Genomic DNA, 21,665 nt, shown 5'->3' with positions numbered 1-21,665 from the left:
GACACGGTGCAACTCAAAGTACCGCCCGGGTCTTTCTAGTCTCCTTGCACACCGAGCGACCGGAGGTCCCGATGAGCAGAGTGATCCGCGCCGCCGTCTTCCAGACCGCGTGGACCGGCGACAAGGAATCGATGATCCAGGTCCACGAGCAGGCGGCCCGCGACGCGGCCGCGCAGGGCGCCCAGGTCCTGTGCTTCCAGGAGCTGTTCTACGGACCGTACTTCTGCCAGGTCCAGGACAAGGAGTTCTACGCGTACGCCGAGCAGATCCCCGAGGGCCCGATCGTCCGGCGCTTCCAGGCGCTGGCGAAGGAACTGGGCCTGGTCCTCGTGCTGCCGATGTACGAGGAGGAGCAGCCCGGCGTCCTGTACAACACGGCGGCCGTGATCGACGCCGACGGTTCCTACCTGGGCAAGTACCGCAAGACCCACATCCCCCAAGTGCCCGGCTTCTGGGAGAAGTTCTACTTCCGGCCCGGGAACTCCGGCTGGCCCGTCTTCGACACGGCCGTCGGCCGGATCGGCGTCTACATCTGCTACGACCGGCACTTCCCGGAGGGCTGGCGGGCCCTCGGTCTCGCGGGTGCGGAGATCGTCTTCAACCCGTCGGCCACCTCGCGCGGGCTGTCCGGCTACCTCTGGCAGCTGGAACAGCCGGCCGCGGCGGTCGCCAACGAGTACTTCGTGGGCGCGATCAACCGGGTCGGGCAGGAGGAGTACGGCGACAACGACTTCTACGGGACCTCGTACTTCGTGGACCCCGAGGCCCAGTTCGTCGGCGAGGTGGCGAGCGACAAGGAGAGCGAACTCGTCGTCCGCGACATGGACATGGCCAAGCTCCGCGAGGTGCGCGACCGGTGGCAGTTCTACCGCGACCGCGCCCCGGGCGCGTACGGGCCGCTGACCGCGCCCTGATGTCGCGGCAGGCGCCGTCCGCCCCGTCGCGAACGGCGCCTGCCACGGCACCGGCCGTCCGCGCCGCGGGTCCCCGGCTCCGATCGCCGGACCCGTGGCGCGGCGGCGGACGCGGGTTCTCCCGCGATCCGCCCCACGAGCCGCCTCGCGAAACAGTGCCGGCCCCAGCCCCCGACAGCCCCACAACCCCCTCAGCGCACCCACGACCGGAAGGAGAGGGAGCATGAGCCGTACCGTCATCCGGGGTGGTCTCGTCATCACCGCGTCCGACGAGATCCACGCCGACGTCCTGATCGAGGACGGCAGGATCGCCGCCCTCGCCGCGACGGGAACGCCCGCGGCCGAGTCGTGGACGGCCGAGCGCGCCATCGACGCCACCGGCAAGTACGTCATCCCGGGCGGTGTCGACGCCCACACCCACATGGAACTGCCCTTCGGCGGCACCTTCGCCTCCGACACCTTCGAGACCGGCACCCGGGCCGCGGCCTGGGGCGGCACCACCACCATCGTCGACTTCGCCGTCCAGAGCGTCGGCCGCTCGCTGCGCGAGGGCCTGGACGCCTGGAACGCCAAGGCGGACGGCAACTGCGCCATCGACTACGGCTTCCACATGATCGTCTCCGACGTGAACCAGGAGACGCTCAAGGAGATGGACCTGCTGATCGAGGAGGGCGTCACCTCCTTCAAGCAGTTCATGGCCTACCCGGGCGTCTTCTACAGCGACGACGGCCAGATCCTGCGCGCCATGCAGCGCTCCGCCGAGAACGGCGGGCTCATCATGATGCACGCCGAGAACGGCATCGCCATCGACGTCCTCGTCGAACAGGCGCTGGCCCGCGGCGAGACCGACCCGCGCTTCCACGGCGAGGTGCGCAAGGCGCTTCTGGAGGCCGAGGCCACCCACCGCGCGATCAAGCTCGCCCAGGTCGCGGGAGCCCCGCTCTACGTCGTGCACGTCTCGGCGGCCGAGGCCGTCGCCGAACTCACCCGAGCGCGCGACGAGGGCCTGAACGTCTTCGGCGAGACCTGCCCCCAGTACCTGTTCCTGTCGACCGACAACCTCGCCGAACCGGACTTCGAGGGCGCGAAGTACGTGTGCAGCACGCCCCTCCGTCCCAAGGAGCACCAGGCGGCCCTGTGGCGCGGCCTGCGCACCAACGACCTCCAGGTCGTCTCGACGGACCACTGCCCGTTCTGCTTCACAGGGCAGAAGGAACTCGGCCGCGGCGACTTCTCGAAGATCCCCAACGGGCTTCCCGGCGTCGAGAACCGCATGGACCTGCTCCACCAGGCGGTCGTCGACGGGCACATCTCGCGGCGCCGCTGGATCGAGATCGCCTGTGCCACCCCGGCCCGGATGTTCGGCCTGTACCCGAAGAAGGGGACCATCGCGCCCGGCGCCGACGCCGACGTCGTCATCTACGACCCGCACGCCGAGCAGACCCTGTCGGCCGAGACCCACCACATGAACGTCGACTACTCGGCGTACGAGGGCAAGCGCGTCACCGGGCGGGTCGAGACCGTGCTCTCGCGCGGCGAAATGGTCATCACCGACCGGGAGTTCACCGGGCGCGCGGGCCACGGCGTCTACACCCCCCGTTCCACCTGTCAGTACCTTCTCTGAGCGACCAGGAGTGGCGCCATGGACTTCGGACTCGTCCTGCAGACAGACCCCCCGGCCTCCCGTGTCATCGACCTGATGAAGCGGGCCGAGGCCAACGGCTTCACGTACGGCTGGACCTTCGACTCGGCCGTGCTGTGGCAGGAACCCTTCGTGATCTACAGTCAGATCCTCGCCAACACCGAGAGGTTGACGGTCGGCCCGATGGTCACCAACCCGGGCACCCGCACCTGGGAGGTCACCGCCTCCACCTTCGCGACGCTCAACGACATGTACGGCAACCGTACGGTGTGCGGGATCGGGCGCGGCGACTCGGCGATGCGCGTCGCCGGACGCAAGCCCAACACCCTGGCCCGGATCAGCGGCGCGATGAAGGTCATCCGCGCCCTCGCCCGGGGTGACGAGGCCGACCTCGGCGGCACGGTCGTCAAGTTTCCCTGGGTCCGGCCGGGTGCCGAACTGCCCGTCTGGATGGCCGCGTACGGTCCCAAGGCCCTGAAGATGACCGGCGAGGAGGCCGACGGCTTCATCCTCCAGCTCGCCGACCTCTACCTCACCGAATACATGGTCAAGGCGGTCAAGGACGCGGCGGCCGGGGCGGGGCGCGACCCGTCCGAGGTGAAGATCTGCGTGGCCGCGCCCGCGTACATCACCGAGGACGACTCGCCCGAGGCGCTCGCCCACGCGCGCGAGCAGTGCCGCTGGTTCGGCGGCATGGTGGGCAACCACGTGGCCGACCTGGTCTCCAAGTACGGCGAGCACTCGGCGGCCGTTCCCGACGAACTCACCGAGTACATCAAGGCCCGTGAGGGCTACGACTACTCCCACCACGGACGCGCCGACAACCCCGACACCGCGTTCGTGCCCGACGAGATCGTCGACCGGTTCTGCCTGATCGGCTCGGCCGAGCGGCACATCGAGAAGCTGAACGCCCTGCGCGCCCTGGGCGTCGACCAGTTCGCGGTCTACGACATGCACGACGCCCAGGAGGCCACGATCGACGCGTACGGAGCGCGGGTCATTCCCGCCGTCAACGGGCAGTAACCGAAGGCCAACCCCTCAGTCTCCCCTTCCCGCCGTCCCGGGAAGGGGATCAGGGCGCACTGCGCGCACCCCCCGAGTCGTCCCCCGCACGGCCTTTCCCGTCACTCCTCATTGATTGGCCTGCTCATGACAGAAATAACCTCCCCGGGCGGCCCGCCCGCCGGACAGGTCACGCTCCCCGACGGCCGGGTGGAGATCGCGCCCGACGCCCCCGCGCCCACCGGTCCCTACGCCAACGACGACCTGCTCCCGGTTCCGGTCGAAAGACGCACCTGGACCACGTACAACTTCTCGGCCCTGTGGGTCGGCATGGCCCACAACACCGCTTCCTGGACGCTGGCTTCTGGTCTGATAGCCGTCGGCATGGACTGGAAGCAGGCCGTCCTCACCATCGCGCTCGCCAACCTGATCGTGCTGGTCCCGATGCTGCTCACCGGGCACGCGGGGCCGAAGTACGGCATCCCCTTCCCCGTTTTCGCCCGTGCCTCCTTCGGGATCCGCGGGGCCAACCTCCCCGCCGTCGTACGGGCGTTGGTGGCGTGCGGCTGGTTCGGCATCCAGACCTGGATCGGCGGCGAGGCGATCTACTTCCTCGCGGGCAAGCTCTTCGGCGACGGCTGGCGGAACGCCTCCGAGGTCGGCGGCCACGCCTGGACCATGTGGCTGTCGTTCGCGCTCTTCTGGGCGCTCCAGGTCGCCATCATCTACCGCGGGATGGAGACGATCCGCCGGTTCGAGAACTGGGCCGCCCCGTTCGTGCTCGTCGGCGCCGGCGTGATGCTGTGGTGGATGGGCGACAAGGCGGGCGGCTTCGGACCGCTGCTCGACCAGCCGTCGAAGCTCGGCTGGGGCGGTGACTTCTGGAAGCTGTTCTGGCCCTCGCTGATGGGCATGATCGGCTTCTGGTCCACCCTGTCGCTGAACATCCCGGACTTCACCCGGTACGGAAAGAGCCAGAAGGCGCAGACGGTCGGACAGGCCCTCGGACTGCCCACCACCATGACGCTCTTCGCGTTCCTGTCGGTCATGGTCACCTCGGGTTCGCAGGCCGTGTACGGCAAGGCGATCTGGGACCCGGTCCAGCTCGCCGCCAAGGCGGACAACGTCGTCGGGATCCTCTTCGCGCTGGTCACCGTGCTGGTCGCGACCCTGTCCGTGAACATCGCGGCGAACCTGGTCTCCCCGGCCTTCGACTTCTCCAACATCGCACCGCGGAAGATCAACTTCCGGGCCGGCGCGCTCGCCACCTGCGTCCTGGGCGTGCTGATCTTCCCGTGGAAGCTGTACGCCGACCCGCAGGGCTACATCTTCACCTGGCTCGGGCTGGTCGGCGGTCTGCTGGGGACGGTCGCCGGCATCCTCATCGCCGACTACTGGATCCTGCGCCGCACCAGGCTCGACCTCGCCGACCTGTACCGCACGGGCGGCCGGTACTGGTACGACGGCGGCTGGAACTGGCGGGCCGTGGCCGCCTTCGTCACCGGCGGCGTCCTGGCCGTCGGCGGCGCGGACTTCCACCCCCTGGTCGACGGACGGCCCGTCCCGGCGCTGGAGCCGCTCGCCGACTACGGATGGGCGGTCGGCCTCGGCACGTCGATGGCGCTGTACCTGGTCCTGATGGCGGCACGCGGAAAGGACGCGACCGTGCGCTGAGCGGGGACCGGCCGCGGTGGGCGGAGGGCGGTCAGCTCTTCTGACCGCCCTTCAGCGTGGCCGTCGCCTCCTTGGCCGCCTTGATGGCGCCCTTGTTGATCTCGTCGGTGCCGGGCGCCTTCTTGGACTCGAAGTCGCTGCCGTTGTAGGTGACGACCACCAGGGCGTTGGACGCCCGGACGATCACCACGCCCTCACGGGTGTCCTGCTTGTCCTCGGTGCTGAGGTTGACCACCGAGTAGGCGGAGTCGCCGACGCCCGGCACCGCCCCGCCGCCGCTCTTGTCGGCGACGCGCTCCTTGTAGGCCTTCTCCGCCGCGGCGTCCGACTCCTTGATCTCGTACGAGACGTCGAGCCAGCGGTAGTCGAAGCCCTTCAGGGCGTTCCATGAGCAGGTGCGGCGCACCGCCTTGTCGGTCGAGGCGATCTCCTGGCCGGCCGTCTTGGCGCCGGGGACCAGGGACTTGATCGTCGCCACCTGGACGCTGCCGCAGGGGGCGGGCGACGCGGCGAACGTCTTGACGGCGGCCGACGCCGAAGGGGCCGACGACGAGTCCGGTGTCTGTGTTTGCGGTGATCTTTCCTTGGCGTTGGGGGTCGCCTCGGACGGGCCGGCCGCCAGGGCCCAGCCGGCGGAGGCGAGCAGAGCGACCGGCAGCAGGCGCGCGGCGAGCGCGAGTGGCAGGGGAAGAGAACCCAAAGCGCACTTCTCGTGGGGGATGGTGCGGAGGAGTCCACACTGCGGACGGGACGCCAGTGTCACATGGGACGCGGTGGGGCGGAAGGGCGGACCGCCTTCATGCCCGTGTGATGGCGGTGACTCACCTTGGCGCCGAATGACCGATGCCGCCGCGAGATGTCTGTTTTGTTCGATCCGATGGTCGTCGTTTTCTCCGCATCGCATCACATCGTGTTCGGTCCGTACCGGGATCCGGGGGTGTCGGGCGCCGTGCCCCGGTCGTGCCCCGATCGTGCGCCGGCCCGGCCGTCCGGTCGCGGCCGTTCCCAACTGGCCCCGCTTTCCCGGTAGTCGGAGACCTGCGGGGAGCGCGGGAGGGGTCGGAACGATGCCCTCTGCGGGGCTTTCGTGCCATGATCGGCCCATGATCGCGACGAACCGGCACCCCGCCGGCGCGCCGGCCCCCGCCGGGGTCCCGGCCCGGTCCGAGGTTCCCACCGTCTCCTCACCCGCGCGCGGCGCTCCTTCCCGCACCGCCGTTCCCCGGGGGAGGTGGGCGCGCCCGGTCCTGCTCGTGTGCCTGCTCGCGGCGGCCGCCACCGGGTGCGGCCTGTCCGCCGAGATCGACCGTGAGCTCGACCCCGGGCGGACCTCCGTCCCGGACCCCGGCCCGAGCGTCATCGGGACCGACGCCGCCCACCTCCCGGACCCGTCCGGCACGTACGGGGGAGGCCCTCTCGTCATCGAGGTGCCCGAGCGGCCGGGTGCCGAGCCGTCGAGGACCGCCCCGGCCCTCCAGGGCCGCGGCTGCCCGTCGTCGGGGCTGCGCCTCGACGTCGGACCCGGCGACGCGGCCATGGGCCTGCGCGGTACGACCCTGACCCTCACCGTCTGCGGCGAGCGCCCGTACGAGGTGAACGGCCACCCGTCCGTGCTCCGGGTGCTCGACCGGGACGGCGCCCCGATCACGGGCGTACGCGCCGTGGAGGGAACGGACGAGGTGTTCATGGCCCCCGCCGACCCGGGCCCCGAGCCCTTCACGCTCCAGCCGGGCGAGAGCGCGCGGGCGTGCCTGTACTGGCGCATGGCGGCCCAGGAGGGCGTGTACCTGCGCATCGCACCCCAGCGGGGGCAGCGGACCGTCACCCTCCGGCTGCCGGAACCCCTCGACATCGGCCCCGAGAACGTCCTGGGGACCACCGCCTGGGTGCCCGTGTCCTGATCTTCCGCCCGCCCCGCCGCCGGCCCGGGGGATGCCGTGGTCGGGGTCGGGTCCGATCGCTCCCTACCGTGAGGTGGCAGGCATGTTCACGACCCGACCCACCCTTCAGGGCACCTTCGGCATGGTGTCCTCCACGCACTGGCTCGCCTCGCAGTCCGCGATGGCCGTCCTGGAGGACGGCGGCAACGCCTACGACGCGGCCGTCGCGGCCGGATTCGTCCTGCACGTCGTGGAACCCCACCTCAACGGACCCGCGGGCGAGGTCCCGATCGTCCTGGCCCCCGCGGACGGCCCCGTGCGGGTGCTGTGCGGACAGGGCGTCGCGCCCGCCGGAGCGACGATCGCCCACTACAGGAGCCTCGGTCTGGAACTCGTACCCGGTACGGGCCCGCTCGCCGCCGCCGTGCCGGGCGCGTTCGACGCCTGGATGCTGCTGCTGCGCGACCACGGCACCAAACCGCTCGCCGACGTCCTGAAGTACGCCGTCGGATACGCCGAGGACGGGCACGCGCCCGTGGAACGCGTCGGCGAGACGGTGGAATCGGTACGGGCGCTCTTCGAGACGGAGTGGACCTCCTCGGCCGAGGTGTACCTGCCCGGCGGCCGGTTACCGCGCCCCGGTGAACTGCTGCGCAACCCGGCCCTCGCCGCGACCTGGCGACGGCTGCTCGACGAGGTCTCCGGCGCGGGGGACCGGGTGGCCGAGATCGACGCGGCCCGTGAGGTGTGGCGCTCCGGATTCATCGCCGAGGCCCTGGTCGGGCAGGCCGGGCGGCCCACCATGGACACCAGCGGCGAGCGCCGTGCCGGCACCCTGACGGCCGCCGACCTGGCCGGCTGGTCCGCGACCTACGAGGCCCCGGCGACGTACGACTGGCGCGGCTGGACCCTGTGCAAGGCCGGCCCCTGGAGCCAGGGCCCGGTCCTCCTCCAGCAACTGGCGCTGCTCCCGCCCGAACTGCCGCCCCAAGGCTCCGCCGAGTACGTCCACCTGCTCGTCGAGGGCTGCAAGCTCGCCATGGCCGACCGGGAGGCCTGGTACGGCGACGCGGCCGAGGTGCCCCTCAACGACCTGCTGTCGGAGCCCTACAACGCCGCCCGGCGGGCACTCGTCGGGGAGAAGGCGTCGTACGAACTGCGCCCCGGCAGCCCGGGCGGCCGGGAGCCGCGGCTGAGCGGGCACGCGCGCGTGGTCGCCTCGGGGGAGCCCGGCTTCGACGCACTCGCGGTGCCGGGCGCGGGGGAGCCCACCACGGCCCGCGCGGCCGCGGAACCCGAGGTGGCACCGGCCGGAGGCACCCGGGGCGACACCTGCCACCTGGACGTCGTCGACCGCTGGGGCAACATGGTCGCCGCCACTCCCAGCGGAGGCTGGCTCCAGTCCAACCCGGTGGTCCCCGAACTGGGGTTCCCGCTCGGCACCCGGCTCCAGATGGCCTGGCTGGAGGAGGGGCTGCCCAACTCCCTGACCCCGGGCCGCCGTCCGCGCACCACCCTGACGCCCTCCGTCGCGCTGCGCGACGGCGTGCCCGTCATGGCGTTCGGCACCCCCGGCGGCGACCAGCAGGACCAGTGGCAGACACACTTCTTCCTGTCCGTGGCACTGCGTCCCGAGGTGCGCGGCGGACTCGATCTCCAGGGCGCGATCGACGCCCCGAACTGGCACAACGACAGCTTCCCGGGCTCGTTCTATCCGCGCGGCATGCGTCCGGGCAGCCTCACCGTCGAGTCCCGCACGGACGAGGGCGTCGTGGAGGAACTGCGCCGCCGGGGCCATGACGTCACGGTCGCCGACGCCTGGTCCGAGGGGCGGCTGTGCGCGGTGGCCCGCGATCCCCGGACCGGCATCCTGTCGGCCGCGGCCGATCCGCGCGGGATGCAGGGGTACGCGGTCGGCCGCTGAGGCCCGCCCCGCCAGGAGGCGCGCCCGCGCCGGACGTCCCTCTCCCGCGACGAGGATCCCGGTTCCCGCGACGAGGGTTCCGGGCCGGTTCCGGTGATCGCGCGGCCCCGGGAGTTCATGGCGATTCCACCCCGTGTATCCCGGAGGAGTGAGGATTGTCAGTGGCGCGTGTTGTCATGGAGCCATGATCGAAGACATCGAAACCATCGACGAGTTTCTCGCACACCGCGCGTCCGACGTGGAACACGCCGTCCGTCAGGCCGCCGCCGCCGAGATCATGCCCCGGTTCCGGCAGCTCTCCGCCGACGAGATAGACCAGAAGTCCGGTCCGCACGACCTGGTGACGGACGCCGACCGCCTGGCCGAGAAGCACCTCACCGAGGCCCTCACCGCGCTGCTGCCCGGCTCGGTCGTCGTCGGCGAGGAGGCGGTGCACGCCGACCCGGCGACCTACGGGGCGATCCAGGGCACGGCGCCCGTCTGGATCGTCGACCCCGTCGACGGCACCCGGCAGTTCGTGCACGGCGACCCCGGGTTCTGCACCCTGGTCGCGCTCGTGCTGGACGGCGTGGTGCTGGCCTCGTGGACGTACGCCCCCGCGCGCGGCGAGTTCGCCACCGCGATCCGGGGCCGGGGAGCGGTGCTCGACGGCGTGCCGCTGCGCTCCGGTTCCCCCGAGCCCGGCCGTGACCTCGCCGTCGCGACCTCCCACCCGGACTACACCACGGACGAGCAGAAGCGCGCGCTCCTCGGGCTGCGCGTCGAGGGCGTCGCCCCGCGCCCGTGCGGTTCGGCCGGCCTGGAGTATCTGGCCATCGCCCGCGGCGAGTCGGACGCGGTCGCGTTCAGCTGGGAAGCGGCCTGGGACCACGCCGCGGGACTCCTCCTGGTCGAGGAGGCGGGCGGCGCCCACCGGACGCTCGGCGGCGAGCCGTTCCGCGTCACCGGGGGCAACGCGCTGCCGTTCACGGCGGCCCGGGACGAGGCCACGGCCCGCAGGGTGACCGCCCTGCTGGCGGCGGGGTCGGAGCAGGCCGCGGCCGGCGCCTGAGCTCTTCGGTTCCGCGCGGGCCCGGTTCCCGCCCGGTGACCGGCGCGGGGCGTCCCGGCCCAACGCCCCGCGCCGTCAAGGCCGTCGGTCCTCCGGCATATCCTGATGTCCAGTGGCCGTCGGCTGACGAAGGAGTCCGAAGGTGCCGTCGATGCTCGATGCGGTCGTGGTGGGTGCGGGGCCGAACGGACTGACGGCTGCCGTGGAACTGGCCCGCCGGGGCTTCTCCGTGGCCGTGTTCGAGGCCCGCGACACGGTGGGCGGGGGATCGCGCACCGAAGAGCTGACCCTGCCCGGTTTCCGGCACGATCCGTGCGCGGCGGCGCATCCGCTCGGCATCAACTCGCCCGCCTTCCGGGCGATGCCCCTGGAGCGGTACGGACTGGAGTGGCTGCACGCCGGTCTCCCCATGGCGCACCCCTTCCCGGACGGCTCGGCGGCGGTGCTCTCGCGGTCCGTGGCCGAGACGGCGGCCTCGTTCGGACCGCGGGACGCGGGCGCGTACCGCAGGCTCGTCGCGCCGTTCCTGAGCAAGTGGGACACCCTGGCGCACGACTTCATGTCGCTGCCGCTGACCGCGCTGCCCCGGGACCCCCTCACCCTCGCCCGTTTCGGTCTGGCCGGGCTGCCGCCGTCGACCTGGCTGATGCGCCGCTTCCGCGACGAGCGGGCCAGAGCCCTGTTCGCCGGTCTGGTGGCGCACGTCATCGCACCGCTGGAGGGAATCGCCACGGGCGCCGTCGGCCTGGTCTTCGCGCTGGCCGCGCACGCCCGGGGATGGCCCGTCGCACGCGGCGGCTCCCAGTCCATCGCGGACGCGCTCACCGCGTACCTCGAGGACCTCGGCGGCACCGTCCACACCGGCTACGAGGTCAAGCGCCTGGACGACCTGCCCCCCGCGCGGGCGTACGTCTTCGACACCTCGCCCACGGCCCTGGCCCGCATCGCAGGTTTCGGCCGCCACTACGAGGGCTACCGCTACGGCGCGGGCGTCTTCAAGATCGACTACGCGCTGGACGGGCCCGTGCCCTGGACCGCCGAGCAGGCCCGCGCCGCCGGGACGGTCCAGGTCGGGGCGAGCCGGGCGGAGATCGGCGCCGCGCTGCGGGCGGCCTCGCGCGAGGGCCGGGCACCCGACGCGCCGTTCCTGATCACGGTGCAGCCGAGCGTGGTGGACCCCACCCGTGCCCCCGAGGGCAAGCAGGTCTTCTGGGCCTACGGCCACGTCCCGAACGGCTGGACCGGAGACCTCACCGACGCGATCGAGCGCCAGCTGGAGCGGTTCGCGCCGGGCTTCCGCGACCGGGTGCTGGCCCGCGCGACCGCCGGACCGCCCCTCCTCGCGGCCCGCAACGCCAACTACGTGGGCGGCGACATCGCCTGCGGGGCCGCCTCCGGACTCCAGCTCATGCTCCGCCCCAAGCTGTCCCTGTCCCCGTACGGCACCCCGCACCCCGCCGTCTTCCTGTGCTCCTCGGCCACTCCGCCCGGCCCCGGGGTACACGGGATGTCGGGGCACAACGCGGCGAAGGCCGTGTGGAGGAGGCTGAGAGAGTCATGACCACGATCACGCTGGTGCGGGGCGACATCACCCGGCAGAGCGCCGACGCCGTCGTCAACGCGGCGAACTCCTCGCTGCTCGGCGGCGGGGGCGTCGACGGGGCCATCCACCGCCGCGGCGGCCCCGCGATCCTCGCCGAGTGCCGGAAGCTGCGCGCCGGCCACTACGGCAAGGGTCTGCCGACCGGCCGGGCGGTCGCCACGACCGCGGGCGACCTCGACGCCCGCTGGGTGATCCACACCGTGGGTCCCCGCTATTCCCGTGAGGAGGACCGGTCGGAGCTGCTGGCTTCCTGCTACCGGGAGTCGCTGAAGGTCGCCGACGGGCTCGGAGCCCGTACGGTCGCCTTCCCCGCCGTCTCGGCGGGCATCTACGGCTGGCCGATGGACGACGCGGCGCGCATCGCGGTGGAGACCGTCCGGGCCACCGCGACCGACGTCGAGGAGGTCCGCTTCGTGCTCTTCGACGAACGGGCGTACGACGCTTTCGCCGGGCGGCTGTAGGCCCGGCCTCACAGGGGCAGTTCGACCACCAGTGGCCGGTGGTCCGAGACGGGGGTGCTCGGCGCGTGCGCGCCCGTGGCCGCGCCCGGCTCGATCCCGGCGGCCAGGACGTGGTCGAGCTGGACGAGGGGCCGGTGCGCGGGATAGGTGGGGGTGCGGGCCAGATCCCGCCAGCCGCGCGGCAGCGGCGGGGCGCCACCGGGCCGGCTCCGGCCGCCGTCGACCGGTCCGGCCGGGCCGAGGACCGTCCGGGGAAGCGCGCCGGGCAGGTTGAAGTCGCCGAGGAGCACCCGGGGCCCGGGCAGGTCGGCGATCCAGGCGCGGACGGCGAGCAGCTGACGCACGTTCCAGCCGGGCACGAACGACAGGTGCAGCGCCACCACGGTGAACGGACCGCGGCTTCCCTCCAGTACGGCGGCCAGCGCGGCCCGGGGCTGGTCCCTGGACAGGGTGAGCCCACGGCGTCCGGGCGTCCGCAGCGGCACGGGAACCGGCGCCGGGGCCAGCCGCCGAGCCCTCCAGTGCCGTACGGGCAGCCTGGACAGCAGGGCGACGCCGTGCGAGGGAACCCCGTCGCCCGCCTCTGCCTCGCGCGGCCCGTACACCCGCAGGCCGGGCTCGGAGGGTTCCGGCACCCAGCCGCCGCCCGCCTTCGCCGTGCCGTGGAACGCGGACGCGTAACGCCAGTGCGGCGCACCGGCCCCCGCGGCCGCGGCGGACGCCTGGTCCACCCCGCCCGAGCGTTCCTGGAGCCGGTCCACCTCCTGCAGCGCCACCACATCGGCGTCCAGCGACGCGACCGCCCGCACGAGCGGCAGCTCGTCGCCCGCGGCCGGGACGGGAACGGGCCTGCCGTCCACCAGTGTCCGTCCGTGCAGCACGTTGAACGTCGCGAACCGCACCCGTCCGGAGCGCGCGGCGCCGGGATCAGCGGACATCGGCCCTCACGATCCGGTCCCGCCGAGGAGGTCGCGCAGGGCCTCCTCCTCCCGGCGGCTGAGTCCGGTGACGAACTGCCGGAGGGCCGCGATCGGGTCCGGCCCGCGGTCGAGCGCCTCGCGCATGGCCTCGGCGGTGAGCTGGGCCGCGTTCTTGGCGGGGCGGTACGCGCCGCGCCGGCCGTCGACGTCCCGGAGCACGAGGCCCTTGTCGTGCAGGCGTTTGAGGATGGTGTGCACGGTGTTGTAGGCGAGTCCGCCGCCGATCCCGGCCTGGATCTCGGCGGGCGTCAGGGTGTCGTCGGTGGCCCACAGGGCGGCGAGGACTTCGCCCTCCAGCTCGCCGGCGCCGCGCCGTTCCGCCCCTCCTCGGGGACCTGTGCCAGCCATGCCCGTCACCTTACAGCGCGTAGTCAAGCCCGGAGCGGTGCCGGTCCCGGGTGTGCGCCCGGGGTCGTGGGGCCGTGTGCCGCCCCGGTCTCCCCGAATGCCTGTCGCGTTCGGCACCTTCTTCCGGTGAACGGTAGTTTGTCCATGATTCCCCGGCTCCCGGCCTCGCCCTACGTCTTGTAGGGTGAAGGAACCCTACAGCGTGTAGGGGTGAAGGGTGGACGATGGCCAAGACCCCGAACGTCCCGTTCGTCGGCACGCGGCGTCCGGATCGCCGACCGTGACGATCCGGGGGTTCCGGAGGTCCGGCGGCCCGGACGTGTTACCGCCCGGGCCGGAGTCCGGGCAGGACGGGCCGGACGGGCAGGGCGGGTCGTCGTCAGGGCCGGACGGGCAGGGTGGACCGTCCTCCTCCTCGGTGGCCGACGGCGGGGGAGCGGCCGTCGGACGGCGGCCGTCCTCGTGGGGCGGACGGGCGGGCCGGCGCGCCGGACTGTCGGTGCTCGTGCTGGTGTGCGCCGGGTTCCTCGCGAACCGGCACTGGCCGGTGATCGCGGCCGGAGCCGCCCGGCTCGCCCACGCCGACCGGGGCTGGCTGCTGGTGGGGGCCGCCGCCACCCTGGCGACCTGGGGGTGCTCCGCCCTCGCGCAGCAGGGCGCGGTGCCGGAGACGCTGCCCGCCGGACGGCTGGTGGCGGTGCAGTTCGCGGCAGCCGCCGCCAACCACGTGCTCCCCGCCGGCCTCGGCGCGGGCGCCGTCAACCTGCGCTTCCTGACCCGGTGCGGACTGTCCCTGACCCGTTCCGCGACCGCGCTCGCGGTCAAGGCCTGCGCCGGAACCGCCGTCCGCGGCTGTCTGATCGGCGGACTCGCCCTGGCCTGTCCCGGCGCGCTCCGCCTCCCCGGGCCGACGGCGAGCGCCTGGACCGTGGCCGCCTGGGCGGCCGGCGCCGTGGCCGCCGTCGCCGCGGTCCTCTTCGCCGGACCGCTGCGGCGGGCGCTGCGCCGCGTGCTCCTGGACGTCCGCGCCGTGCACGAACTCCCCGCGCGGGCCGCGGCGCTGTGGGGCGGCTCGCTCGTCTTCGCCGCGCTGCACACCACCGTGGTCGTCGCCGTCGCCCAGGCCGTGGGCCTGTCGCTGTCCCCGGCCAGGGTGGCCCTCGTCTACCTCGCCGCGAGCAGCGCCGCCGTCCTGCTGCCCACCCCGGGCGGCCTCGGCTCCCTGGACGCCGTCCTCGCGGTGGCCCTCACGCTCGCGGGGGCGCCGGGCGACGCGGCGGCGTCCACGGTGCTCGGCTACCGGCTGCTCACCGTCTGGCTCCCCCTGCTTCCCGGGCTGGTGGTACTGGGCGTGCTGATCCGGCGCCGGGTGCTGTGAACGGGCGGCGGGTCCGGGGCGTACGGAGGCCGGGGCGCGCACGGACGGCGACGACGGTGCGGCCGGTGCCGCGGACCCTCTCATACTGGAAGGGGCGGGCGCGTTCGGAAACCCGCGCCCCGATGACTACGATTCTGTAGACGGTCTACCGGGACGTGGACGATGGTGGGGTGAGGACCGTTCCCATGGGCAGCGGCAAGGACGAACGCCGACCGGCGGGCGAGCTGGAGGCCAGCGTGATGGCGGCCCTCTGGGCCGCGGGCGTACCGCTCACGCCGGGACGCGTGCAGACCGAGCTGGACTCCGGTCTGGCCCGTACGACGGTGACGACGATCCTGTCCCGGCTGTACGAGAAGGGCATCGTCGGCCGCGAGCGGCTGGGCCGGGGCTACGCGTACTTCCCCGTCCAGGACCCGCACGGCCTCACCGCGCGCCGCATGCACACCGAGCTCGACCGCGACGACGACAGGGAGATCGCGCTGGCCCGCTTCGTCGCCCAGCTCAGCCCCGACGACGAGCGGCTCCTGCGGGACCTGCTGGAGCCGGATCTCGGCACGCGCCCGGAACCGGGCGAAGGATGACCCTTCTCCTGGTGGTCCCCCTGCTCGTCCCCTTCGCGCTGGGACCCCTGGCCCGTCGCTGCCCGGACCGGCTCACCCCGGTGGCCGCCCTGTGGGCGGTGACCCTCGCGCTCGTCGTGCTGGCCGGAGCCTCCGTGGCCTCGCTGGGCGCGCTCGTGCTGACGGGCCTGCTCAAGGTGCCCCTGTTCGCCGGCCTCGGCGACCTCGTCCATCCTCTGCGCACGGCCTCGGACCTGGTCGTCCTGCCCGCGGCCGCCGCCGCGACGGGGGTGCTCACGGTAGGCGCCTGGACCGTCGTCCGCTCCGCCCTGCGCCAGTTCCGTGCCTTTCGCGCCGCGCGCAGCCGGGCCGACCGCAGCCCCACCGCGGGCGACCTCTGCGTCGTCGAGTCGCCGCACCCCGACGCGTACGCGCTCCCTGGCCGGCCGCACCGCATCGTCGTCACCACCGCGATGCTGCGCAGCCTCCGCGCCGACGAGCGCGAGGCGCTCTTCGCCCACGAGCGGGCCCACAACGCAGGCGGCCACCACCGCTTCCTCGTCGTGGCCGAGCTCGCGGCCCACTGCCACCCGGGTCTGCGCACGGTCCGCGCGGCCGTCGCGCTCGCCGCCGAACGCGCGGCGGACGAGGCCGCGGCGGCCGCCGTGGGGGACCGGAAGCTGATCGCGCGGGCCATCGCCCGCGCCGCCCTGGCCACCGGCGGGGCCCGCTTCGAGCGCCCCGGCTTCGCCCCCGCGGCCACGACGGGTCCCGTCCCCCAGCGGGTCGCCGCGCTGCTCCGCACCCCCCGCCGCCGCCCCCGTGCCGCCGCCGGGATCGCCCTCCTCCTCGCAGCCTGTGCCGCCGTCTCGGCCGGTGCGTCGGGCGCGGGGGTCGTCGTCTTCCACCACGAGGTGGAGGTCGCGCAGGGCGAGGAGGCCCGCTGACGGCACGGCGGAGGCGCTGCGGGAGGCTTCTCCCGGGCGGGACGGCGGGACGGCGGGGCGGGCCCGCCGGTGGCGTCCGGTACGCGCGTACGGTGGTGCCGGACCGGGCCCCGGGCGGGCGATGTTGATGTCGGATTCTCGCCAGCCCCGCCCTTCGGGGTGCCCGATGCTTGAGGGATGCAGAACGGGATGCACACGGACACGGAGCGCTGCGTGCGTGCCGTCCAGTCCAAGGACGCACGGTTCGACGGATGGTTCTTCACCGCGGTGACGACGACCGGGATCTACTGCAGGCCGAGTTGCCCGGGCGTGCCGCCGAAGCCCCGCAACATGACCTTCTACCCGAGCGCCGCGGCCTGCCAGCAGGCCGGATTCCGGGCCTGCAAGCGCTGCCGCCCGGACACCAGCCCCGGCTCACCCGAGTGGAACCGGCGCGCCGACCTGGTGGCCCGCGCGATGCGGCTCATCGGCGACGGAGTCGTCGACCGCGACGGGGTACCGGGCCTGGCCGCCCGGCTCGGCTACAGCACCCGCCAGATCGAGCGGCAGCTCCTGGCCGAACTGGGCGCGGGACCCCTGGCGCTCGCCCGCGCCCAGCGCGCCCAGACGGCCCGGCTGCTCATCGAGACGACACCGCTCCCGATGGCCGAGATCGCCTTCGCCGCGGGCTTCTCCTCCATCCGCACCTTCAACGACACGGTCCGTGAGGTCTTCGCGCTGTCCCCGAGCGAACTGCGCGCCCGTGTGCCCGGGAGACGGGCCGGGACCGCGGCCGGCGCCCCCGGCACGCCGGGCGTGCTGAACCTCCGGCTCCCCTTCCGCGCCCCGCTCAACCCCGACAACCTCTTCGGACACCTCGCGGCGACCGCCGTACCCGGGGTGGAGGAGTGGCGCGACGGCGCGTACCGGCGGACCCTGCGGCTGCCGTACGGGCACGGCGTCGCCGGTCTGACCCCGATGCCGGACCACATCGCGTGCCGGCTGACCCTCAGCGACCTGCGCGACCTGTCCGTCGCGATCAGCCGCTGCCGCCGCATGCTGGACCTGGACGCCGATCCGGTGGCCGTCGACGACCAGCTCCGTACGGATCCGCTGCTGGCTCCGCTGGTCGACAAGGCCCCCGGCCGACGGGTGCCGCGTACGGTCGACGAGGCCGAGTTCGCCGTACGGGCGGTGCTGGGGCAGCAGGTCTCCACGGCCGCCGCGCGCACCCACGCCGCCCGCCTGGTCACCGCGTACGGAGATCCGGTCGACGACCCCGAGGGCGGCCTCACCCACCTCTTCCCCCAGCCGGAGGCACTCGCCGCGCTCGACCCCGAGTCGCTCGCGATGCCCCGCACCCGGCGCACCACCTTCACCACGCTGGTGGGACAGCTCGCCGACGGAACACTCCACCTGGGGGTGGAGAGCGACTGGGAGCAGGCGAGGGCCAGGCTTCTCGCGCTCCCCGGCTTCGGCCCCTGGACCGCCGACGTGATCGCGATGCGCGGCCTCGGGGACCCGGACGCCTTCCTCCCCACCGACCTCGGGATCCGGCGCGCCGCGCGGGAGCTCGGGCTCCCCTCCACGCCCGCCGCCCTGACGGCCCGTGCCGCGGCCTGGCGCCCCTGGAGGGCCTACGCGGTCCAGTACCTGTGGGCCACGGACAGCCACCCGATCAACTTCCTGCCGGCCGGGTCGGACACCCCGCACCGCCCGGAGGCCACGGAGCCCGCCTCCCGTACGACGGCACCCCGCACGCGTACTCCACGTACTCCACACCCCCCGAGCGCGACACGCACCGCGCGCACCGCACGTACCTCACGCACCAAGGACGCCCAGTGAAACGGCACACGGTCATCGACAGCCCCTACGACCCCCTCACGCTCGTCGCCGACGACGACGGAGTCCTGTGCGGCCTCCACATGGTCGGTCAGCGGCACCGCCCGCCCGAGGAGAGCTTCGGCGAGCGCGACGACACCCTTTTCGACGAGGTGACGGAGCAGCTGGACGCCTACTTCGCGGGGGAGTTGAAGGAGTTCACCGTCGAACTGCGCATGGACGGAACGCCGTTCCAGCGCGGCGTGTGGGACCAGCTGCGGCGGATCCCCTACGGCGAGACCCGGTCGTACGGCGAACTCGCCGAGGCCCTGGGCAACACGGGCGCCTTCCGCGCGGTCGGCCTCGCCAACGGCAGGAACCCGATCGGGATCATCGTGCCCTGCCACCGCGTGATCGGCGCGAGCGGAAGCCTCACCGGCTACGGCGGCGGCCTGGACCGCAAGAGGCAACTCCTGGACTTCGAGAGCGGTTCGGCACTCTTCTGACGGCCCGGCGGAGAGGTCCGGTCCGACGGTGTCCGGCGGCCGGTGATCGAAACGGGTTGGTAAAGGACGGCAACCCATAGGGAGTTGACATTGTCTGAACAGCTATGAAGATCTCGTTTCTGCTCCACAACGCCTACGGCATCGGGGGCACGATCAGCACCACCTTCAATCTGGCCCGTGCGCTCGCCGCGAGGAACGAGGTGGAGATCGTCTCGGTGCTGCGGCACCGAGAGCGGCCTACCCTGTCCCTGGATCCCAAAGTCTCGTTACGGTCGCTGGTGGACCTGCGGCACGAGAAGGAACATCCGTCGCACCTGAGACCGGCGAGGGTGTTCCCCCGCGCCGAGTCCCGGTACCGGCAGTACAGCGAGCTGACCGACGAGCGGATCGGCGCGTGCCTCGCGGAGACCGACGCCGACGTGGTGGTCGGGACCAGGCCGGGGCTCAACGTGCACCTGGCGCTCCAGACCCCACGGCACGTCGCGCGCGTCGGCCAGGAGCACCTCACCCTGGACGGCCATTCGGCCCGGCTGCGTTCCGCCCTGCGCCGGGCCTATCGCCGGCTCGACACGCTCACCACGGTGACCGAGGCCGACGCCACCGCCTACCGGCGCAAGATGCCGATGCCCGGGGTCCGGGTGGAGGCGCTTCCGAACAGCGTGCCGGAACCCGTGCTGCCGCCCGCCGACGGCTCCGCCAAAGTGATCGTCGCGGCCGGCCGTCTGGTCCCCGTCAAACGGTACGACCTGCTCATCGAGGCCTTCGCCAGGGTCGCCGCCGAACGCCCCGACTGGCGGCTGCGCATCTACGGCAAGGGCCAGGAACACGAGAGGCTGCGGCGGCTCGTCGTGGACCTCGGCCTGTACGAGAACGTCCTTCTGATGGGCATGGCCGCCCCCATGGAAGCGGAGTGGGTCAAGGGCTCGATCGCGGTGGCGGCGTCCGACTACGAGGCGTTCGGCATGACCATCATCGAGGCGATGAGCTGCGGTCTGCCGGTGGTGAGCACCGACTGCCCCCACGGACCGGGCGAAATCATCGAGGACGGCGTCGACGGCCGACTCGTGCCGGTCGGGGACCGCGACGCGCTGGGCGAAGCGCTGCTGGAACTGGTCCGTGACGACGAGCGGCGCCTGCGCGCGGGCCGCGCGGCCAGGAAGAACGCGCGGCGATTCGCTCCGGGCCCCGTCGTCACCCAGGCGGAACGCCTGTTCACCGAGGCCGTCTCGGCGAGAAGGGAGGGCCGCCCGGTGCTGCGGGAGCGCTCCGGCGCGCACCGCGCCCTGGTCGGCCGGGGCTTCGCGGTGCGCGACGCCGCGCTCGGCGCGGCCGACAGTGCACTGCGGTCACTGTGGAGGCGAGGGTGAGCGGGGACATGGAGACGCAACCACACATCGGCTGCGCGATCGACGCGGACGGCCGGATCACCTTCGACCTGCCGGCCGGGTCGCCCGAAGGACAGCAGCTGCTGCTGCGCCTGCGCCCGAAGAAGGGGCAGCCCGAGAAGACCGTCCACATCCTCGACTTCGAGGCCGACGGCGAACGCCGGTGCGCAGTCCTCGACGCGCGGCCCGTTCTCGCGGAGGGTCGCTGGGACGTGTACCTGCTCCGGGAACCGGGAGCCGAACGGCAGCGTCCGCGCCCCGGTCCGCGCGATCTGCGGGCACTCGTCGACGGACACCGCCGACGCCGGACCTCCCCGCTCGCGGTCCGGATCCCCTACGTCACCAAGGGCGGCCACCTCGCGGTGCGCGCCTGGCTGCGCACCGCCCACGCGGAGGCCGAGGGCGTCGACGTCACCGGCCGTTCGATGACGGTCAGGGCACGCCTGCACGGTGCCACGCTCCAGGAGGGGGCCGTCGTGACCCTGCGTCTGCGGGGTGCCGGCACCACCGCCCGCACCGTGGAGCCGCGTGCCGAGGACGACGGAGGGAGCGACGGAGGGAACGACGAAGGGAGCTTCTCCTTCACCGTCGACTACGGAGAGCTGGCCGCCGGGACACCGTCGAAGGCGGGCGTCTGGGACGTCTTCGTCCGTCCCGCGGCCGAGGCGCCCCCGGTGCGCGTCGGCCGTCTCCTCGACGACCTGGCGGACCGCAAGGAGATAGCCGTCTACCCGACGGCCGACGTCGACGGTGCCGTCCTGCGCCCCTACTACACCGTCGACAACGACCTCTCCGTCGAGGTGACGAGGAGGTCATGACCTGGACGGCGCAGTGTTCCGTTCCTCCCGGGTGACCCCGGTGGCGTGGTCCCGTGATCGCTGGTGTCTGTACGAAGGAGGAGCAGGCGGAAGGCGGAGACCATGGAGCGGAAGCACAGACGTCTCGCGACACCCCGGGCCGCCGGGGTGGCCGGGGTGGCGTTCGCGGTCCTGATGGCCGCGGCGATCGTGCTGGTGCGCGTCGCTCTGCCCGACGGGGGCGACGTGACCCTCGACGCCGGACAGCGCAGCGCCGTCCGGGCGGCGCTGGAGCTGCTGCCGTTCGCCGGGATCGCGTTCCTGTGGTTCATGGGCGCCCTCCGCGAGCAGGCCGGCCGGGCCGAGGACCGGTTCGTCGCCACCGTGTTCCTGGGCAGCGGCGTGGTCTTCGTCGCCACGCTGTTCGCCGCCGCCGCGGCGGCCGGGAGCGTGCTCCACGACAGTCAGCAGGGCTCCCCCTTCGGCCGTGACTTCGCCTACGCCCTGCTGACCACGTACGCCATGCGGATGGCGGCGGTGTTCGTCATCGCGACCTCGACCATCGGCCGCCGGCTCGGCGTCCTCCCCCGCCCGCTCGTCGTCATCGGCTATCTGGCGGGTCTGACGCTGCTCGTGGCCGGATCCGGTGTGCCCTGGTCCGAGCTGGTCTTCCCGGCCTGGGCCCTGCTCCTCTCCCTGAACATCCTGTGGGGCGGGCCTCCCGCCACGGCACGGCCCGCCGGCCCCGCCTGACCCGGCCGTACCGATCACCCGAACGGTCTTCTCCTCGTGGCGGCGCCCCGTCCGGCCGCC

The 21,665-nt window shown here is 73.1% G+C and carries 19 protein-coding genes and 1 pseudogene; 17 read left to right on the top strand and 3 right to left on the bottom strand.

Annotated features, from left to right (window positions below):
* Positions 1-71: 71 nt before the first annotated feature.
* The 4 genes from ACFW6B_RS21140 (at position 72) to ACFW6B_RS21125 (ending at position 5,232) form a co-directional block, all read left to right on the top strand.
* Positions 72-914, top strand: a complete 843-nt coding sequence (locus ACFW6B_RS21140; protein WP_386598007.1) for a nitrilase-related carbon-nitrogen hydrolase — start codon at positions 72-74, stop codon at positions 912-914.
* Between the two features lie 223 nt (positions 915-1,137).
* Positions 1,138-2,538, top strand: a complete 1,401-nt coding sequence (gene hydA, locus ACFW6B_RS21135; RefSeq protein WP_386598006.1) for a dihydropyrimidinase — start codon at positions 1,138-1,140, stop codon at positions 2,536-2,538.
* An 18-nt stretch (positions 2,539-2,556) separates the two neighbouring features.
* The gene (locus ACFW6B_RS21130; protein ID WP_386598005.1) at positions 2,557-3,579 is read left to right on the top strand and encodes a TIGR03842 family LLM class F420-dependent oxidoreductase; all 1,023 of its coding nucleotides are present in this window, start codon (positions 2,557-2,559) and stop codon (positions 3,577-3,579) included.
* 126 nt (positions 3,580-3,705) lie between these two features.
* Entirely contained in the window at positions 3,706-5,232 is a 1,527-nt protein-coding gene (locus tag ACFW6B_RS21125; protein WP_386598004.1) for an NCS1 family nucleobase:cation symporter-1, read from the top strand.
* A 31-nt stretch (positions 5,233-5,263) separates the two neighbouring features.
* Here ACFW6B_RS21125 and ACFW6B_RS21120 read toward each other — a convergent pair whose 3' ends face one another.
* On the bottom strand, positions 5,264-5,932 hold the full coding sequence (locus ACFW6B_RS21120) for a hypothetical protein (RefSeq protein WP_386598002.1): 669 nt from the start codon (positions 5,930-5,932) through the stop codon (positions 5,264-5,266).
* Positions 5,933-6,335: 403 nt separating this feature from the next.
* Here ACFW6B_RS21120 and ACFW6B_RS21115 point away from each other — a divergent pair, with 403 nt between their 5' ends.
* The 5 genes from ACFW6B_RS21115 (at position 6,336) to ACFW6B_RS21095 (ending at position 12,151) form a co-directional block, all read left to right on the top strand.
* Positions 6,336-7,133, top strand: coding sequence for a DUF4232 domain-containing protein (locus tag ACFW6B_RS21115; RefSeq protein ID WP_386598001.1), 798 nt, complete (start codon positions 6,336-6,338; stop codon positions 7,131-7,133).
* 82 nt (positions 7,134-7,215) lie between these two features.
* The gene (locus ACFW6B_RS21110) at positions 7,216-9,036 is read left to right on the top strand and encodes a gamma-glutamyltransferase family protein (RefSeq protein WP_386598000.1); all 1,821 of its coding nucleotides are present in this window, start codon (positions 7,216-7,218) and stop codon (positions 9,034-9,036) included.
* Between the two features lie 184 nt (positions 9,037-9,220).
* Positions 9,221-10,087: an inositol monophosphatase family protein gene (locus ACFW6B_RS21105; RefSeq protein WP_386597999.1), complete on the top strand. Its 867-nt coding sequence runs from the start codon at positions 9,221-9,223 to the stop codon at positions 10,085-10,087.
* Between the two features lie 151 nt (positions 10,088-10,238).
* Positions 10,239-11,648 (top strand): phytoene desaturase family protein, encoded by a 1,410-nt coding sequence (locus ACFW6B_RS21100; RefSeq protein ID WP_386597997.1) that lies wholly within the window; start codon positions 10,239-10,241, stop codon positions 11,646-11,648.
* Positions 11,645-12,151 (top strand): O-acetyl-ADP-ribose deacetylase, encoded by a 507-nt coding sequence (locus ACFW6B_RS21095; RefSeq protein WP_386597996.1) that lies wholly within the window; start codon positions 11,645-11,647, stop codon positions 12,149-12,151. Before ACFW6B_RS21100 ends, ACFW6B_RS21095 begins: the two co-directional genes overlap by 4 nt.
* A gap of 8 nt (positions 12,152-12,159) precedes the next feature.
* Here the strand turns inward: ACFW6B_RS21095 and ACFW6B_RS21090 are convergent, their stop codons facing one another.
* Both ACFW6B_RS21090 and ACFW6B_RS21085 read right to left on the bottom strand, forming a co-directional pair.
* Positions 12,160-13,089: an endonuclease/exonuclease/phosphatase family protein gene (locus tag ACFW6B_RS21090; protein ID WP_386597995.1), complete on the bottom strand. Its 930-nt coding sequence runs from the start codon at positions 13,087-13,089 to the stop codon at positions 12,160-12,162.
* A 6-nt stretch (positions 13,090-13,095) separates the two neighbouring features.
* On the bottom strand, positions 13,096-13,479 hold the full coding sequence (locus tag ACFW6B_RS21085; protein WP_386597994.1) for a BlaI/MecI/CopY family transcriptional regulator: 384 nt from the start codon (positions 13,477-13,479) through the stop codon (positions 13,096-13,098).
* Positions 13,480-13,897: 418 nt separating this feature from the next.
* On the opposite strand from ACFW6B_RS21085, the gene ACFW6B_RS21080 reads away from it, so the two are divergent.
* The 8 genes and pseudogenes from ACFW6B_RS21080 to ACFW6B_RS21045 all read left to right on the top strand — a co-directional run bounded on the left by ACFW6B_RS21080 (position 13,898) and on the right by ACFW6B_RS21045 (position 21,605).
* Positions 13,898-14,857, top strand: a complete 960-nt coding sequence (locus ACFW6B_RS21080) for a YbhN family protein (protein WP_386597993.1) — start codon at positions 13,898-13,900, stop codon at positions 14,855-14,857.
* A 185-nt stretch (positions 14,858-15,042) separates the two neighbouring features.
* Entirely contained in the window at positions 15,043-15,438 is a 396-nt protein-coding gene (locus tag ACFW6B_RS21075) for a BlaI/MecI/CopY family transcriptional regulator (RefSeq protein WP_386598088.1), read from the top strand.
* On the top strand, positions 15,435-16,364 hold the full coding sequence (locus tag ACFW6B_RS21070; protein WP_386597992.1) for a M48 family metalloprotease: 930 nt from the start codon (positions 15,435-15,437) through the stop codon (positions 16,362-16,364). Before ACFW6B_RS21075 ends, ACFW6B_RS21070 begins: the two co-directional genes overlap by 4 nt.
* Before the next feature lie 177 nt (positions 16,365-16,541).
* Positions 16,542-18,035, top strand: a pseudogene (locus tag ACFW6B_RS21065) (AlkA N-terminal domain-containing protein); the annotation flags it as partial.
* A gap of 149 nt (positions 18,036-18,184) precedes the next feature.
* Positions 18,185-18,670 carry a methylated-DNA--[protein]-cysteine S-methyltransferase gene (locus ACFW6B_RS21060; RefSeq protein ID WP_386597991.1) on the top strand — a complete coding sequence of 162 codons (486 nt, stop codon included), beginning with the start codon at positions 18,185-18,187 and terminating at the stop codon, positions 18,668-18,670.
* A 104-nt stretch (positions 18,671-18,774) separates the two neighbouring features.
* Positions 18,775-20,037, top strand: coding sequence for a glycosyltransferase family 4 protein (locus ACFW6B_RS21055; protein WP_386597990.1), 1,263 nt, complete (start codon positions 18,775-18,777; stop codon positions 20,035-20,037).
* An 8-nt stretch (positions 20,038-20,045) separates the two neighbouring features.
* Positions 20,046-20,873, top strand: coding sequence for a hypothetical protein (locus tag ACFW6B_RS21050; RefSeq protein WP_386597989.1), 828 nt, complete (start codon positions 20,046-20,048; stop codon positions 20,871-20,873).
* A 102-nt stretch (positions 20,874-20,975) separates the two neighbouring features.
* Complete coding sequence (locus ACFW6B_RS21045; RefSeq protein WP_386597987.1) at positions 20,976-21,605, top strand: hypothetical protein; 630 nt, start codon at positions 20,976-20,978, stop codon at positions 21,603-21,605.
* Positions 21,606-21,665 lie beyond the last annotated feature (60 nt).

It is taken from the genome of Streptomyces sp. NPDC058751, from assembly GCF_042746485.1.
Lineage (GTDB): Bacteria > Actinomycetota > Actinomycetes > Streptomycetales > Streptomycetaceae > Streptomyces.
The sequence above is the reverse complement of the archived record's forward strand: the minus strand, read 5'-3'. Positions and strand labels throughout refer to the sequence as shown.

Excerpts from the sequence above, each read along its gene's own strand:
- hydA (WP_386598006.1), top strand. The coding sequence starts at position 1,138 with ATGAGCCGTACCGTCATCCGGGGTGGTCTCGTCATCACCGCGTCCGAC.
- ACFW6B_RS21045 (WP_386597987.1), top strand. The coding sequence starts at position 20,976 with ATGGAGCGGAAGCACAGACGTCTCGCGACACCCCGGGCCGCCGGGGTG.
- ACFW6B_RS21075 (WP_386598088.1), top strand. The coding sequence starts at position 15,043 with ATGGGCAGCGGCAAGGACGAACGCCGACCGGCGGGCGAGCTGGAGGCC.
- ACFW6B_RS21125 (WP_386598004.1), top strand. The coding sequence starts at position 3,706 with ATGACAGAAATAACCTCCCCGGGCGGCCCGCCCGCCGGACAGGTCACG.
- ACFW6B_RS21140 (WP_386598007.1), top strand. The coding sequence starts at position 72 with ATGAGCAGAGTGATCCGCGCCGCCGTCTTCCAGACCGCGTGGACCGGC.
- ACFW6B_RS21050 (WP_386597989.1), top strand. The coding sequence starts at position 20,046 with ATGGAGACGCAACCACACATCGGCTGCGCGATCGACGCGGACGGCCGG.
- ACFW6B_RS21070 (WP_386597992.1), top strand. The coding sequence starts at position 15,435 with ATGACCCTTCTCCTGGTGGTCCCCCTGCTCGTCCCCTTCGCGCTGGGA.
- ACFW6B_RS21085 (WP_386597994.1), bottom strand. The coding sequence starts at position 13,479 with ATGGCTGGCACAGGTCCCCGAGGAGGGGCGGAACGGCGCGGCGCCGGC.
- ACFW6B_RS21095 (WP_386597996.1), top strand. The coding sequence starts at position 11,645 with ATGACCACGATCACGCTGGTGCGGGGCGACATCACCCGGCAGAGCGCC.
- ACFW6B_RS21105 (WP_386597999.1), top strand. The coding sequence starts at position 9,221 with ATGATCGAAGACATCGAAACCATCGACGAGTTTCTCGCACACCGCGCG.
- ACFW6B_RS21110 (WP_386598000.1), top strand. The coding sequence starts at position 7,216 with ATGTTCACGACCCGACCCACCCTTCAGGGCACCTTCGGCATGGTGTCC.
- ACFW6B_RS21055 (WP_386597990.1), top strand. The coding sequence starts at position 18,775 with ATGAAGATCTCGTTTCTGCTCCACAACGCCTACGGCATCGGGGGCACG.
- ACFW6B_RS21090 (WP_386597995.1), bottom strand. The coding sequence starts at position 13,089 with ATGTCCGCTGATCCCGGCGCCGCGCGCTCCGGACGGGTGCGGTTCGCG.
- ACFW6B_RS21130 (WP_386598005.1), top strand. The coding sequence starts at position 2,557 with ATGGACTTCGGACTCGTCCTGCAGACAGACCCCCCGGCCTCCCGTGTC.
- ACFW6B_RS21100 (WP_386597997.1), top strand. The coding sequence starts at position 10,239 with ATGCTCGATGCGGTCGTGGTGGGTGCGGGGCCGAACGGACTGACGGCT.
- ACFW6B_RS21115 (WP_386598001.1), top strand. The coding sequence starts at position 6,336 with ATGATCGCGACGAACCGGCACCCCGCCGGCGCGCCGGCCCCCGCCGGG.